A 14,212-nucleotide genomic window follows, 5' to 3' on the forward strand; every position below is an offset into this window, starting at 1 on the left:
ACCTCATGCAAGCCCGCGTAAATACTCGACGGCTTTATAGGACATGTTTTGGATAGCCGGTATGGATGTTTTCAAAGCCCGGACGATAGCTTCCTCTTCCCGCACCATTTCGTCAAATCTTGCAATCAGCTTGGCTTTGTCGGAAATTTCATCGATGTTCAGCACCAGCTTCTCTTCGCCGAAAATATCCTTCGCGATTCCTTTGGATTTCACGCTGTACCCGAGCACCATAGTCGGCACATAGTTCGAATACGCCGCGATCGTCGCATGCGTCCGCGCGCCGACGAAAAATCTCATGCGGGCAATGTACCCCTTGTACTGGATGGCGCCCAGATAATCGGGCAGCAGCAGCACTCTGCCGGTATGCTTATATTGCTCGTAGTATTGCTGAAGCACCTCGTAATCGTTATTGCCCTCCTGGATTACATGCGGCGTTAGAGCGATCGTCATATCCGTCGTGCTCAGAATATGCCGGATCAGCTCGTTGATCGCCGACTGGGAATGCACATTCCGCTTCCAGACCAGCGGACTGAAGTTCAGCCCGACCGTGTTGCCCTCCTGCCAGCCGGCAGGTAGCCCGAGCTCCTCCTTCTCCATCGTAAAGGCGGGATCGGCGCACAGCTTCACATTGCTCAGCCCCTTATCCTTCAGCATCTGGTAAGTAAGTGTCTCCCTCGCCAAAATCAGATCGTACGCTTTCAAATCATTGAGCTTCGTTTCGGACATATCCTCTTCGCCAATGGAGCAGCCCCACAGTACCAGCTTCTTGCCCTGCGATTTCACCCTGCGGTTGACCTCGTACAGGCCCGGCTGCTCGCCGTAGCAATAATTGTCTCCTCCGATCGACAAACAGACATCCATATCGCTAATATGCTTAATGATATTGCCGTGGATTTTGCCGAACGCATACGACTCGTCCTTGAACAATTTCACCTTAAGGGAAGAGACGAGCCAATCCATGGAATATTTCCTGATGCTGAGGTCGGAGCCGTTATAAATGCCGTCGAGCTTCGTAATCATTTGATCCGTGGCCGGGGCGCCCGAAACCAAATAGACGCTTGCCTTATCGATTTTCTGCTTAATGATCGAAGCGGAGGAGCGAACAATCGCCTCACAGCCCCGGTTCATGCTTCCCCCGTGCGCGTACATCATTATTTTCATATGACTAGCCCCCAATTGACTGTTTGTTTCGTGCTCTGCTGTATGCCGTAACCCAGTAAAGGCCTATGGCAGACCTGAGCAGCATCATACGCAAAATCATCCGTTCATACCGGCCGAGCTCTTCGCCCGCCTCACGCAGATAGGCCGGCAATGCCTCGCGAAGGACGGAATGGCCGATCATCCGTTTGACGTAACGGTATTTTTGCCCGAAGCTCAGGCCCGCCGCGGGCGTATAATAGAGATGAATATAAGAGATGACGGAGCGGATGAATTTGACGGTTTTGAGTGATGCCGCGCGCTCCCGCTCAATTAGAGCTTCGACGGCCGGCGGAAGCTTGGCCTCGTAAACCTCCAGCGCCCGGGCGAAATAATCCTTATTCGCGGCGCTGCGGGTCGCGCTTCCGGCTACCTCTCTATAGAAATAGCCCGAATAATCGATATAAGAGACACTGCTGCTGCAGCTTAAGGCCAGCATATTAAACAGTCCGTCTTCTCCAAGCGCCACTTTGTCGGGAAAGGCAACCCGGTGCCCGCAAATAAGCTCTCTTCTGTACAGTTTGTTGCAGACGGAATTGAATTGATCGGACTCGATATACAGCGGCAAAATTTCCTTTTGAATATATGCCGCATCAAGCCGGGTGCCGGCCGGAAACGGACACCGGTTCACTACCGGACCGGCCTCCGTCTCGCTCACGAAATTCGAGAACAAAATATCGTATCCGCCTGCCGCCGCTGCCGCATAAAGCGTTTCAAACATATCCGGCTCGACCCGGTCGTCCGCATCGACAAAGCCGGCGTATTCGCCGGAAGCGGCTGCGAGGCCCGCATTGCGCGCCGCACTCACCCCGCGGTTCGGCTGATCGATCAGCCGGACTCTCGCATCTTTGTTCAGGAAGACTTCAATAATCGCACGGCTGCGGTCCCTGGACCCGTCGTTGACGCATATAAACTCGCATTCGTGAAGCGTCTGGGCAAGCAGGCTGTCCAGGCATTCGGACAAATAAGCTTCCGCATTATAAACGGGTATAATGACGCTCACCTTTGGCTTGTTTGAGCTGTTGCCGCCCATAGCCGCATTCTCCCCCTTTCGCAGCACCCGCGCTTCATCCGATCATGCCGTACAGCTTTTGCAGCTCGCCGGCATTGCTGAAATCATGCTGCCGCATATTGTCGCTGAGCTTTTCCCTCAATTCCCGGTTCAGGTAGAGGCGCTCGATTCCTTCTGCGATCGCTTCGGGACCGATGCCGCAGATCAGCCCGTCATAGCCGTCCTTCACCTGGCTTCCCGCAGTCGGGTAATCCGTTATCAGCACGGGCTTTGCCAATATTTGCGCCTCGGTTACGGTTACGGCTTTCCCCTCGTAGCGGGAGGGCTGAACGTACAAATCGCACTGCCTGATATAAGGGTAAGGATTTGCCTTCTTGCCGAGCAGCACAAAATCGTCCTGCAGTCCGGAGCGGGCAATAAGTTCTTTCAGCTCCGTCTCGTAGCCGCCGTAGCCGACGATATACCATTTCAGGCCGGCGTACCCCCTTTGCTTCAGCAGCTTCAAAGCTTCCACTGCCATATCGAAGCCTTTCACGTAGGACAGCCTGCCGACCGAAACGATCTTGAACGCGCCGGAGTCCAGCTCTCCCGGAGGCAGCTCCTCGCCTGCCATGCTCCGGATAAAGGCCGGGGAGGTGATGTTCTCGATCAGCGTAATTTTTCCGGCCAGCGACGGGTATTGCTGCACGAACGACTCCGTACACGCCTCGGAAATGGATGCGATATAGTCGTATTTATCCCAAACCTCGAGGTCAAGCTTATTGTCGATTTCCAGCTTGCTGTAGTCGGTGTGAATCCATGCGACCTTCCTGCGGGCCCGGGCTTTTTGCGCAATCAAATCGTGAGGCCACGCATAGCTGACGGTCAAATCGTACGTTTTCGGCAGGCGCGGCAGCACATAGGAGGTCAGCTTTGAAGCCAGCTGCATTTGAATGTAGCCCGGCCCTTCCTGCAGCTTGCGCCGCTTCGCCTTCACGATCGCGATATTCCGCGACAGGAGCCGGATCAGCGTTGCCGCATAATGCCCCTCGCGAATACACTGCTTAAGCGGCTTACGGAAAACGGTGTATCTGCCGACCTCCGGCAGCACGTTGACTTTGTCAGGGATCAGGCTCATGAAATCGCCTTGATGGGAGCAAATGAGCAAATCCACATTGTATTTGTCATAATCGAAGCTCTCGAGCATATTGATCAGGCTTCGCTCGATTCCGCCGATTTCCATATCGTATACAGAGATGAGGATATCCTTTTTCATATCGATTCCTTTACGGGCAGCACCGGACTCATGGCCTTTCTGTCCTTGATGCCGATGTACCCGTTTTCCCGTTTATTCAAAAACAAAGTACGCGGAGGAACCTTCCCTTTTACGACGCTGCCGGCTGCGATGACGGCATGGTCTCCGATTACGGTATCCCGCAAAATAACGACGTTCGAGCCGATCCAAACGTGCTCGCCGATCGTAACCTCCCCGACGAGCAGATGCCCGCCGCCCTCTTCCTTGTAGTTGTGATCGTGATCGTTGATGCAGACGTTCGGGGCGATCTTCGTATAGGCGCCGATCGTAATTTTATTGACGCAGTTAATGTTGCAGTTGTCGTTAATGAACACTTTGTCGCCCAGCAGCAGCTGCCCGTCATGATCGATCCTAATGCTCGCGTTTTTCCTGATGAAGACGAACCTTCCGATGAACAGCCGCGCACGGCGGTTAAAAATTTCGATCGTGCTGTTTGCCTGGATGGAAAATATCGTGCTTTTAATATTTCTGAAGTACAGCAGCCTGATCAAAAAACCCCTTACCATTGCGGTCAGCTGCAGCCTGTTCATCGCTAACGTGCTGATCAGCCCTCTCGTCCGGTATTGACCGTAGAGGGTTCGGGCTATTTTCACAATAGCGCCCATGTCTCATCCCCTGCCTCCTTGCCGTGCTAATGATCCAGTTTTTGATCCATTTTGCCCCGTCCCTGCTTCCCCAGCTTTCTCCACGTCCACAGGAACGGGCGCAAAGGAAAGTACAGAAAATGGAGCGGCCGCGGCAAAGGCAGCGTCTTCGCGTCGTCCGGAAACGGATAAAGGAAGCTTGCCATATGCATCGCCTTTTGCGGCATCGTCATAAGTGTAAATAAATACCTGCTGTGGTAGCGCTGTACCTCCTCCGGCACCGGGTCGGTATGCAAATTCACCATCCGGTGGACGTAGAACATCGCATCCTCGGCCAGCCAATGCGCTTTCCTCACGCTGAGCAGCGGCTTCATTTCCTCGCGCAGCGGAACCGCCAGCAGCCGAGCGGCCAGCAGTAACGCCTGTCCTCCGATATGGAGGTAGCTGTGCTTGCGAAGCAGACGCGTAAGCACCGGCCAGTCGAGCTTCTGCCGGACCAGCTGCTTGATGTCAAGCAGCCAGCGCAGCCTGGACCAGCCGTGACGGGCGCCGTGCGACACCAGAAACAAGAACAGATCCTCCCTGCCCAAATAATAAATCGGTCGGCTGATCAAGGAGCTTTTGCGTTTTCTGCTCCACAGCTCTTCAAAGCCAGGCTCCTTCGATGGCGCAGGGTTCAGCCTCCAATGCAGCTCGACCTTGATCTTCTTGACGGGATGATTGAAGGTGGTATGATGATGCCTCCATTTCCAATCATTCAGCACCGTCTCGATATAGTCGTCCTTCTCGTAGCCGAGGGAGCAAAGCAAAGCCTCGGCCTGCTCCAGCTCCTTCAGCGGAATAAGCAAATCCAGATCGCAGGAGGTGCGCAGGGACACGTCGCCGTACAAATCGGCCGCTATTACCGGTCCCTTCAAGAACAATGAACGTATCCCCTTACCTTCAAACGCTTTGGCGAGCTGTTCCATCTCCCCGCTTAATCCGAGCATTTGCAGCGTGTTGCGGTAATAATCGCGATGAAACAACGTGGCTACGAACGTAGGCACATCATCGGATCTCAGTTCCTGTAGCTTTAGGTTAATGGACGGAAACACGCGGTGATGCCTGGCCAGTTCGATAAAGCGATCCCAGTCGGCCCCTCGGATGAGCTCCTGAAGCTCGAAGTTCAGCTCCACGCCTTCATCATTCGATAGCAGGATAAGCATAAGCTTGAGCTCATTCGGCAAGTCGTTCATATGGAAGTTGACGTCATTATTCATGAAATTCTCCTTCTTGCTAATTAGCCAATAACGAACAAAAGTTTCGTTTATGTTCTATAAAACGAACACAAATACAGATTATCACCATACTTATTTTCTGTCAATTCCTCTCCCGAAAGTTCATGATTCCTTATAAATTCTTGTATTTTAAATAAGGTCCGGTCTGTTAGAATGGAACTATTCAACCGGAACGTTTCACAAGCGAGGAGGAGATGACTCAGTGAACAGCCGTATCGTTGTGTTCGGAGCAGGCGGCCATGCGAAGGCCGTCATCGATACGATCGAGAAGGAAGGCCGCTACCTTATTGCAGGGCTGCTTGACGGCTACCAGCCGGAAGGCTCTTCATTCTACGGATACAAAATTTTGGGAAGCGAGCAATGGCTGGCCGCTAACGCCGGTCAGATTGACGGCTGCATCGTTGCGGTAGGCGATAATTGGCTGCGGTCGCGAATGGCGGAAGCGATCCGCTCCGTCGCACCGGATATTCCGTTCGTCAGCACGGTGCACCCTGCCGCTTCAGTCGCGAGAGGAGCTGTGCTCGGTGCAGGTTCCGTCGTGATGGCAGGCAGCGTCGTCGGCAGCGATACAAGGCTCGGCGAGCATAATGTGCTCTATACCCTATCCTCGGTAGACCATGACGGACGGACGGGAAGCTTCGTCACGCTGGCGCCCCATGCCGCCACCGGAGGAAATGTGACAATAAGCGATTACTCCGTTTTGTCCATCCGCTCGGCCGTTATCCATGGCATCACCGTCGGAGAACATTCCGTCATCGGCGCGGGCTCGACGGTGCTCGCGGACATTCCTTCGCATTCCGTCGCTTACGGCACTCCAGCGAAGGTGATCAGGTCCCGTACGGTCGGCGAACGCTATCTATAACCGCAGGTTAAGCCGTTTGCGCCGCGCTGCCGGCTCTGGCTTCGAGGACGTTGTTGATGCAGTCGATGACCCGAACCTGCTCGACCGCGGTCATACCGGAGCCGGACGGCAGGCAAATGCCGCTGTTGAACAGCCGCTCGCAGCAGGGCTGGCCGTCGCCATGGGCGTAGAAGCGCGCCCCTTCGAACAAAGGCTGCAGGTGCAGCGGCTTCCAGAGCGGTCTCGCCTCGATGTTCGCATCCGTCAGCGCGCCGAGCAAGGCCGGAATCGTGACGCCTGTCAGCTGCTCGTCGACCGTGATCGCCGTTAGCCATCGGTTCGGCCGCGAGTCTTCAAGCGCCGGCATAAAGAAGATTCCGTCGCGCCCTGATAAAGCCTGTTTGTAAGTGTCGAAGATCGCTCTCCGGGCGGCAACCCGTTCCTCCAGCACCTCGAGCTGCGCGCGGCCTACTCCCGCCAGCAGGTTGCTCATCCGGTAATTGTAGCCCATTGAGCTATGCTGATAATGCGGAGCCGCGTCCCGGGCCTGCGTGGCCAAAAAACGCGCTTTGCCGAGCAGCGCCTTGTCATCGGAGACCAGCATGCCGCCGCCCGAGGTCGTAATGATTTTGTTCCCGTTAAAGGAGAAAACTCCGAATTTGCCGAGTCCTCCGCTTTGCTTCCCCTTGTAAGTCGACCCAAGCGATTCCGCGGCATCCTCAACGACCGGTACCCCATATTGCCCGCAAAGGGCGTTAATCTCATCCATCTTGGCCAACTGGCCGTATAAATGCACCACGACGACCGCTTTCGGCAGCTTGCCTTCAAGAGCGGCAGCTGACAGCGCTTTGCCGAGCGCATCCGGCGACATGTTCCACGTGTCGGGCTCGGAATCGATGAATACCGGCTCCGCACCGCAATACCGGATCGGATTCGCGCTGGCGACAAACGTAAAGCTGGAGCAGAAGACGACATCGCCGGAGCCAACCTCCAGCAGCCGAAGGGCAAGGTGAATCGCCGCTGTGCCCGAGCTGACCGCCACAGCGTCGGCTGTGCCCGCATACGCGGCGACCGCCCTCTCGAACGCATCGATATTCGGCCCGAGCGGGGCGATCCAGTTCGTCTCGAACGCTTCGTCTATGTAATGGCGCTCCCTGCCGCTCATATGCGGAGGGGATAAATAAATCCTCTTAACATCCTGGACTGCCATCATCTACACATCCTCTTTTAAAATGTAAGCAACCTTCCGAGCCCCAAGCTTATCCTTCCTGCCTGCTTGCGCTTCCCGCAAACATCGGCATCGTCACATGGCCTTCGTTCGATACCCCTTCCGAACGGACTACCTTCTTGACGGTCAGCAGCAAAATTTTCATATCCAGCCAGAAGCTTTGGTTGTTCACGTACCAGACGTCCCGCTCGAACCGCTCCTCCCAGGTGGTCGCGTTTCTTCCGTTAATTTGCGCCCAGCCCGTAATGCCCGGCTTGACGAGATGGCGCTTCGCCTGCTCTTCGGTGTACAGAGGCAAATAATCCATGAGCAGCGGACGCGGCCCGATCAGGCTGAGCTCGCCCTTGATCACGTTCACAAGCTGCAGCAGCTCATCAAGGCTGTATTTCCGCATGAACGAGCCGAACTTCGTCAGCCTCAGGTGATCCGGCAGCAGTACGCCAAGGCTGTCCCGCTCGCCGGTCATCGTGCGAAACTTATAAACGTAGAACGGAACGCCGTGCAAGCCCGGCCTTTTCTGCTTGAACAGGACCGGCGAGCCCAGCTTCAGCCGCACAAGAATCGCCGTCAGCAGCACGAGCGGAGACAGAACGAGGAGCAGCAGCGAGGCCGCCGTTAAATCGAACATTCGTTTCAGCATGTTATCCGTCTCCTAACCTAGCAGCTTTCTCATCCGTGCGATCATGTTCGGGCCGACGACGCGGCTTACCGCTCTCTTCACATCGCCTCTCAGCCTCACATGTGCCGGCAGCCACGATTTCGCGAAATGATGGATCGTATAGCTGTTCGACGTCCGGTAATTGCCGCCGTTAATATAATCGTAGGGACTGAAATAATCCCTTGGATAGAAGGTTACCCCGTTGGACAACGTCTGGAAGCTTCCGTCCAGCACCAAGCCGTGCTTCTGGCAAATCGCGGTAATGACCGCCGTATTCGTTGTCGTATCGTATGAGCCGTCTCCCAGCAAAAAGCTTCTGTTTTCATAGTTTTGAAGCAGCTCGGCGATCCATGGATGGCCCTTCTCCGCCCCCATCGTGCCCGATTGGAGAAAGGTGCCGTCCTCAAAGCCGGAGAACGCTTCATGGCCCAAAAAGTCATCCATCGGCCTCAGCACCTCGACATCCGTATCCAGGTATAAGCCGCCGTAATGATACAAAGCGTGCAGGCGGGCATAATCGCTGACGAACGCGTATTTTTTGGCCTCATAAGCTTCTCTCACATACCGGTTTGCCGTAACGTCGAAGTTGTCCTCGTTCCATTCGATAAACGTATAGTTGCCTAAATGCTTTTGCCAGCTGCGCATGCATTTCAATATTTTTTTGGATTTTTCCCCGCGCCCGAACCAGCAATAGTGGACGATGCGGGGAATGTTCGTATCGGCTGCTTCCTTCAAGACGAAATCTCCCCCTAAGACGGCCATTTTAAGTAATCGCTCTCGTACTCCAGACCAAGCGCGATCACCGATTCATAAAAGTAGAAAAAGAAATAAAAGCCAAGAATCAGCAAATAGATCAGCCTCTGATCCTTTTCCCGGAACACTTTAATCAACCAGGCGATCAGGATGAGCTGATATAAATTGAAGTAAATCGCCATCCTCGCGAAAATCCAGTTTTGCGTCGAGATCAGCATGATGACGGCGCCGACCAGCGAAATATTAACAAAGATGTCCGCCCTCGGAAAAATGCTTCTCAGCTTCTCCCGGCTGAAATAAGCCAGCACAAGCGGAGCTACATTGACGATCGCCCGGATATAGCTGGCGCCGCCCTCCGCAAACGCTTCGTAATGCCCGTATTGGGTATCCTTGATCGCCGAAAACAGCAGCTCGGAAAACTCGTTGAAGCCGAGTACGATAAGAACCGCGAGCGAGAGGAGCAGGAACGTCGTTCTCGTCCAGGCCTCCCTTCTCACGATGAAATAAATCGGTATCAGAATTAAGGCGCTTTGATGGAAAAACGAAGCAAACACGACGATGGCGATATACGGCTTCCATTTGCCCTCGAGCAAAAACTTCGTGGCGGCAAACACGATGGAGGCGGCCAAAAACTGCCTGATGCCGTTCATGGAAATGGTGAACGTCCCTGTCGTTACGTAGAGAAACACGCTCAGCTCGAACAGTCTCGTATACTTGTAAAGCACCATCACGATAAGCAGATTGGTGATAAGCCCCGTCGTAAGCACGAGAATTTGCGGATCCTCCGTCACCTGCTGCAGCAGCATCTGCAAAATGTTAAAGGCGATATCGTTGCTCCCCGCAATCGATTCCCACGTATAATCGTTAATCGTGAAGCTGTGCTTGTACAAGTAAGTGTCCCCGATATTCGATCTCAGACCGGATACGGCCGCAAGCGTCAGCGCCGCCGCAAAAGCCAGAAGGCGGTTCGGAACGATCCTCGAAGGCGCGATTCCCGACGGTACCGAAAAATATCTAGCCGCCATGGCTACAAGAAACGAGGCAGCGAGGGCCGTCCACAGTATCGACATTGCATTCTATCCTTTCCGTTTGCTTTTTTTGCCCGTCCGATTATCGGCTTTGCTTCAGCACCGTCGCCCGATTCGTATTCTGAATATAAAAATAAAGCAAAATGCCGAGCGGAATGGCCAGCAGGGTAACCCCTTTACGGGGCGATTCCTTTAGAAAGCTTGCGTTGCGAATGATCAGGCTGCTGGATACGTAGTGAACCGCTTCGCGGATTCTGCCCTTGAGGGATGGGGCGTGCTGCATCGCAACCTTGCGGAAAAAAGAAAAGCCGCGCGGATTTTTTTTGTACTGCTTAATCATGTTGAGACTGGAGCCGTCCTCCATATATTCGACGACGCAAAGCACCTCGTTCATAATCAACAGCGGGTACTGCTGGTCGATCAAAATATATTTGTAAGACAGCGGACAATATTTCTCGCCGGGGAAAATCGGGTAGGGCGGAGTCGCGCTGGTAAGCTCCGTCCGGTAAACGAGCTTTTTGTCCCCCTTCACCTGATGCAGGGCATATAGATCGGTCAGCGTCGAATGCTTCACATGCTCCGGCATTCTGGTGCCGATCACGTCGCCGCGCTGCGAAACGTCCAGGCCGACGATGCCGGCATACTTGTCGCTGCCGTGCTGCCGCCAGAACGAGGTGATTTTCTCAACGGCGTCATCCGCCATGTAATCGTCCGAATCGATGCAGACGTTAAGCTCCGTATCGATTCGTTCGTAGGCTGCGTTGTGCCCGCCGTGCATCCCCAAATTTTCCTGGTAATGATAGCGGATCGGAATGAGGTTCTCCCGGATCCAGCCGGCAACGAGCTCCCTCGTACCGTCGGTGGAGCCATCGTCGATAATGAGCCATTCGAAATCGCTGCAGGTCTGGCGCTTCAGGCTCTCGTAGCATAAATGCAGCGTATAGGCCCGGTTGTACGTCGGGGTAAACACCGTCAGCATCGGCTTCACTTTCATCTTCCTCCGTTATCTCGCGGCGGCCTCCGCCGCGTGATTCATATAATAGTCGGACAGCCATTTCGCCATCGTCGCCGTGTCGTAGCCCCGTTTCCTTAACGATTCGGCCGTATCCGCATGCTCCCGGGAAGCGGCGGCGATCTGTCTGGCCCAATACTCAGGCGGCTGCTTCAGACCGACGAACTGCAGCCGGCCGGTGACGTCGGCTTCCGCCGTAATCGTATCGGATACGATGCAGGTCAGCCCCGCCGCCTGGGCTTCCACAAGCACGACCGGCAGTCCTTCGAACAAAGAAGGAAACAGGAACAGGTCGAAGCCTTGAAGCAGCCTTGCCACATCGCCGCGCACGCCCAGCAGCCTTACGCTTCCGGTCAAGCCCAGCCTCTCGATCTTCTTCTCGATGGCGGGCCGCAGGTGCCCCTCTCCTGCGAGCACGAGCAGCGCATCCGGCTCTTTATCCAGCACCGCCTTGAAAATATCGAGCAGAAAATCATGGTTTTTCTGCTCGTTGAACCTTCCGATATGGCCGATGACGAGCCGGTCGCCTGCCCCGATTTCGTTCCGGATCTGCTCCCGCACGGCCGCGTTAAACCGGAATTCGCTGACGTTGACGGCGTTATGCAGCACGGTCACCTTGCCCGAATCGGCAAGACGCCGGCCGAACAGCCACTTACCGGCGTTCTCCGAGCATGCAAAATAGCTGCTGGGATGATCCCGCATCGCAAGCCTCGCATAAATCCGGAACGGCAGCTTTTTGTCGATTCCGAGATCGCTCAGGTGGCTGTGCATAATCCGGCAAGGCACGCCGGCCTTGCGCGCCGCCCGCATAACAAAGCTGCTGTTCTCGTTAATATGGGAATGAACGACCTTATAGTGCGGATAGTCTCTGAAAAACTGGTCAAGCTGGCTGAAATACTGCATGTAATTGCCCGGCCTGATCGCCGGCATCCGGTAGATGCGGCCGCCCAGCGCCTCAATTTCCCGGTCGTAGTGACCGGCCTCCGTCCGGTGAACGATGAAGTCAAACTGAATTTTGCTTCTGTCCATTTGACGGTAATAGTTCATCAGCATGGTTTCTAGCCCGCCGCGATTCATGATGGTGACCACCTGCAAGATCCGAACCGGTTCCAACTCGAGTCCTCCCCGCTTTACGTATTCTCATCCGGTCCATCGCCGCCAGCATCAAATAGACGGCAGGTACCAGCCTGTATTTCGCACATAAAAAAAAGGCCCTCCAAATGAAAGGGCTGCCCGCGGCATCCAGCCTTTTTAGCGATTGCCTGATTCTGTCCCTGCGGAGCAGCGCGCCGATTTCCTTCAGCTTCTTCGCCGGCGGCAGCGCCTTGCCTCCATTCATAACGTTTAGCCCAAGCCCGATTACATTCATAGAAATCCGATTGTTTAAGGCTGTTTTATACTCGCCAGCCAGCTGCTTGTTATCGATGAAGCCTTCCATGAAGCCGTACAGCTTCTCGAACCGGTCGGGAAGCTTCTCGTTGTATGACGAGGTAATCGAGGTTTCGTTGGCTCTCCAATAGTGGTAGTAGGACCGGTTTAAAAATTGAAACGACTCCGCGTAATAAAAGGCGTGCATATTGAACAGCGTGTCCTCGTTGCTGCCGATGATACTGAGATCGGTAAATGCAAGACTGTGGCCCTTGATCAGACCGGAGCGGTACAGCTTCGACCAGACGGTCCCCCAGGCATCCAAATATTCCGGATTGCCCGTTTCGTTCCCCAGCGGCCCGATCAGCCTGCGCAGCATGCCGCTCTTCACCTTATCCATCCGGTAAGTCTGCTTATGCGGCAGCGGGAACGCCTTCTCCTTCGAATGGGTGCCGAATTCGCGGATGTAGCCGCACATCACGATATCGACGTTGTCGGTCAGCGCGGCATCGTACATTTCCGCGTACATGTCCGCCTCGACCCAATCGTCCGGGTCGGCGAAGCCGATGTAATGACCGGAAGCGGCTTTGATTCCGTCGTTGCGGGCCGCCGATACCCCGGCATTGCTCTTGCTGACGATCTTCACTCGCGGATCCTTCCGTGCATATCGCTCCAGTACCCGTAAGCTCGAGTCCGTCGATCCGTCATCGACCGCGACGATTTCGATGTCCTCCAGCGTTTGCGCGAGCAGGCTGCGCAAGCATCTGTCCAAATACCGCTCCATATTATATATAGGCACGATGATACTGACTTTGGGATTCATTTGGTTCCCCCACCATAAAAGATTGATAAATAGCGCTCAGCTCCTGCCCTACCGGCAGCGAACCGTATTTCTGCACAAGCTCGATGCTCGCCGCACCCATCCGGTGCCTGAGCTCGACGGATTCGCCCAGCCGCTTCAGGCGGTCGGCGAACGAAGCCGCATCCCCGGGCTCGACGATGAAGCCGTTCTCCCCATCCGAGACAAGCTCCGCATGTCCGCGGTTGCGCGTCGCGACGACTGGAAGCCCGCTCGCCATCGCTTCCATAATATTGACCGGCAGCCCCTCCCTCAGGCTCGAGGCGACGGCAACGTCGCACATCGGCAGAAGGGCGGCGATATCGGTGCGGTAGCCGAGAAAGCGTACCCGGTCCGTAAGGCCCAGGCTTGCGGCAAGGTCGCGGCAAGGCTCCAGCAGCGGGCCCTCCCCGGCGAGCAGCAGCTTGGCTTGCGGCAGCTGATCCTTGATGGCGGCCAGCGCCCGGATCAGCAGCTGATGATTTTTGTTCTTATTGAATTCAGCCGCATAAAAGAGGAGGTAGTCGTCGGTCCGGTAATCCAGCTCCCGGCGCAGACGCCACTTCTCGAGCTTCGGCAGCGGCTTGAAGCTTGCCGTATTGACGCCTACGCCATGAACATGTGCGATATGCGCCGCTTTGAAGCGCTTGTTCAGCGCCAGATTGTAATCCTCCCCGTTGATGGTGATCAGGCAGTCTGTCAGGCTGGACAAATATTTTTCCACCGGGTAATAAAACACCCAATGCAGCGGGGAGGCCCCTTTGCAGAAATGGAAGCCGTGCGCCGTATAGATGACCTTCGTCCCCCTCCGTCTGGCCCCTCTTGCCGCGAGCCTAGCGAGAACTCCGCCCATCGGGGTGTGGCAGTGAATGATGTTGTAGTCCTGCTCTTCGATGATCTCCTTCAGCTCCCGGTATGCATTCATATTGTTCAGGCGAAAGGGAGAGCGCTCCAGCTTCAAGTCGAACTTCCGGTCGCAGAAAGGAAGCTCCAGCTGCCCCTTGGCCGCGACGTGCACCTCCCAGCCCTTCTGCTTGAACCATTCCATGACCGGCAGGTGGAACGCTTTGAAATGGTAATCGACGGTTGCGCAAAACAGTATTTTTCCCACTGTGCTCACCA

The 14,212-nt window shown here is 55.0% G+C and carries 14 protein-coding genes; 1 reads left to right on the plus strand and 13 read right to left on the minus strand.

Translation table 11 applies throughout. The annotated features are described in order from the left end of the window. Window positions 1-3: 3 nt before the first annotated feature. The 5 genes from KP806_RS10080 to KP806_RS10100 are packed head-to-tail and all read right to left on the minus strand — an operon-like array spanning window position 4 to window position 5,346. Window positions 4-1,161, minus strand: coding sequence for a polysaccharide pyruvyl transferase family protein (locus KP806_RS10080; protein ID WP_224723454.1), 1,158 nt, complete (start codon window positions 1,159-1,161; stop codon window positions 4-6). Window positions 1,162-1,165: 4 nt separating this feature from the next. Then, on the minus strand, window positions 1,166-2,230 hold the full coding sequence (locus tag KP806_RS10085; RefSeq protein WP_224723455.1) for a glycosyltransferase: 1,065 nt from the start codon (window positions 2,228-2,230) through the stop codon (window positions 1,166-1,168). Window positions 2,231-2,264: 34 nt separating this feature from the next. Then, the gene (locus tag KP806_RS10090) at window positions 2,265-3,464 is read right to left on the minus strand and encodes a glycosyltransferase (protein ID WP_224723456.1); all 1,200 of its coding nucleotides are present in this window, start codon (window positions 3,462-3,464) and stop codon (window positions 2,265-2,267) included. Further along, the gene (locus tag KP806_RS10095) at window positions 3,461-4,108 is read right to left on the minus strand and encodes an acyltransferase (RefSeq protein WP_224723457.1); all 648 of its coding nucleotides are present in this window, start codon (window positions 4,106-4,108) and stop codon (window positions 3,461-3,463) included. The genes KP806_RS10090 and KP806_RS10095 overlap by 4 nt, the downstream gene beginning before the upstream one ends. A 26-nt stretch (window positions 4,109-4,134) precedes the next feature. Then, window positions 4,135-5,346 carry a nucleotidyltransferase domain-containing protein gene (locus tag KP806_RS10100; protein ID WP_224723458.1) on the minus strand — a complete coding sequence of 404 codons (1,212 nt, stop codon included), beginning with the start codon at window positions 5,344-5,346 and terminating at the stop codon, window positions 4,135-4,137. A gap of 220 nt (window positions 5,347-5,566) precedes the next feature. Here KP806_RS10100 and KP806_RS10105 point away from each other — a divergent pair, with 220 nt between their 5' ends. Then, window positions 5,567-6,226, plus strand: a complete 660-nt coding sequence (locus KP806_RS10105) for an acetyltransferase (RefSeq protein WP_224723459.1) — start codon at window positions 5,567-5,569, stop codon at window positions 6,224-6,226. 7 nt (window positions 6,227-6,233) lie between these two features. On the opposite strand, the gene KP806_RS10110 is transcribed toward KP806_RS10105, so the two are convergent. The 8 genes from KP806_RS10110 to KP806_RS10145 are packed head-to-tail and all read right to left on the minus strand — an operon-like array spanning window position 6,234 to window position 14,201. Then, window positions 6,234-7,418 (minus strand): DegT/DnrJ/EryC1/StrS family aminotransferase, encoded by a 1,185-nt coding sequence (locus KP806_RS10110; protein ID WP_224723460.1) that lies wholly within the window; start codon window positions 7,416-7,418, stop codon window positions 6,234-6,236. 46 nt (window positions 7,419-7,464) lie between these two features. Further along, on the minus strand, window positions 7,465-8,070 hold the full coding sequence (locus tag KP806_RS10115) for a sugar transferase (RefSeq protein ID WP_318153562.1): 606 nt from the start codon (window positions 8,068-8,070) through the stop codon (window positions 7,465-7,467). A gap of 15 nt (window positions 8,071-8,085) precedes the next feature. Then, window positions 8,086-8,826, minus strand: coding sequence for a glycosyltransferase family 32 protein (locus tag KP806_RS10120; protein WP_318153551.1), 741 nt, complete (start codon window positions 8,824-8,826; stop codon window positions 8,086-8,088). A gap of 14 nt (window positions 8,827-8,840) precedes the next feature. After that, a complete protein-coding gene (locus tag KP806_RS10125) occupies window positions 8,841-9,914 on the minus strand; it encodes an EpsG family protein (RefSeq protein ID WP_224723463.1) in 1,074 nt (357 codons plus the stop codon). A gap of 40 nt (window positions 9,915-9,954) precedes the next feature. Then, the gene (locus KP806_RS10130) at window positions 9,955-10,860 is read right to left on the minus strand and encodes a glycosyltransferase family 2 protein (RefSeq protein WP_224723464.1); all 906 of its coding nucleotides are present in this window, start codon (window positions 10,858-10,860) and stop codon (window positions 9,955-9,957) included. Between the two features lie 15 nt (window positions 10,861-10,875). Beyond that, window positions 10,876-11,961 (minus strand): glycosyltransferase family 1 protein, encoded by a 1,086-nt coding sequence (locus tag KP806_RS10135; protein WP_224723465.1) that lies wholly within the window; start codon window positions 11,959-11,961, stop codon window positions 10,876-10,878. Next, window positions 11,888-13,075, minus strand: coding sequence for a glycosyltransferase family 2 protein (locus KP806_RS10140; protein WP_224723466.1), 1,188 nt, complete (start codon window positions 13,073-13,075; stop codon window positions 11,888-11,890). Before KP806_RS10140 ends, KP806_RS10135 begins: the two co-directional genes overlap by 74 nt. Then, entirely contained in the window at window positions 13,038-14,201 is a 1,164-nt protein-coding gene (locus tag KP806_RS10145; RefSeq protein WP_224723467.1) for a glycosyltransferase family 4 protein, read from the minus strand. The genes KP806_RS10140 and KP806_RS10145 overlap by 38 nt, the downstream gene beginning before the upstream one ends. Window positions 14,202-14,212 lie beyond the last annotated feature (11 nt).

The organism is Paenibacillus vietnamensis (assembly GCF_020169515.1).
In the GTDB taxonomy this organism is placed as follows: domain Bacteria; phylum Bacillota; class Bacilli; order Paenibacillales; family Paenibacillaceae; genus Pristimantibacillus; species Pristimantibacillus vietnamensis.

Excerpts from the sequence above, each read along its gene's own strand:
- KP806_RS10080 (WP_224723454.1), bottom strand. The coding sequence starts at position 1,161 with ATGAAAATAATGATGTACGCGCACGGGGGAAGCATGAACCGGGGCTGT.
- KP806_RS10085 (WP_224723455.1), bottom strand. The coding sequence starts at position 2,230 with ATGGGCGGCAACAGCTCAAACAAGCCAAAGGTGAGCGTCATTATACCC.
- KP806_RS10090 (WP_224723456.1), bottom strand. The coding sequence starts at position 3,464 with ATGAAAAAGGATATCCTCATCTCTGTATACGATATGGAAATCGGCGGA.
- KP806_RS10095 (WP_224723457.1), bottom strand. The coding sequence starts at position 4,108 with ATGGGCGCTATTGTGAAAATAGCCCGAACCCTCTACGGTCAATACCGG.
- KP806_RS10100 (WP_224723458.1), bottom strand. The coding sequence starts at position 5,346 with ATGAATAATGACGTCAACTTCCATATGAACGACTTGCCGAATGAGCTC.
- KP806_RS10110 (WP_224723460.1), bottom strand. The coding sequence starts at position 7,418 with ATGATGGCAGTCCAGGATGTTAAGAGGATTTATTTATCCCCTCCGCAT.
- KP806_RS10125 (WP_224723463.1), bottom strand. The coding sequence starts at position 9,914 with ATGTCGATACTGTGGACGGCCCTCGCTGCCTCGTTTCTTGTAGCCATG.
- KP806_RS10135 (WP_224723465.1), bottom strand. The coding sequence starts at position 11,961 with ATGAATCGCGGCGGGCTAGAAACCATGCTGATGAACTATTACCGTCAA.
- KP806_RS10140 (WP_224723466.1), bottom strand. The coding sequence starts at position 13,075 with ATGAATCCCAAAGTCAGTATCATCGTGCCTATATATAATATGGAGCGG.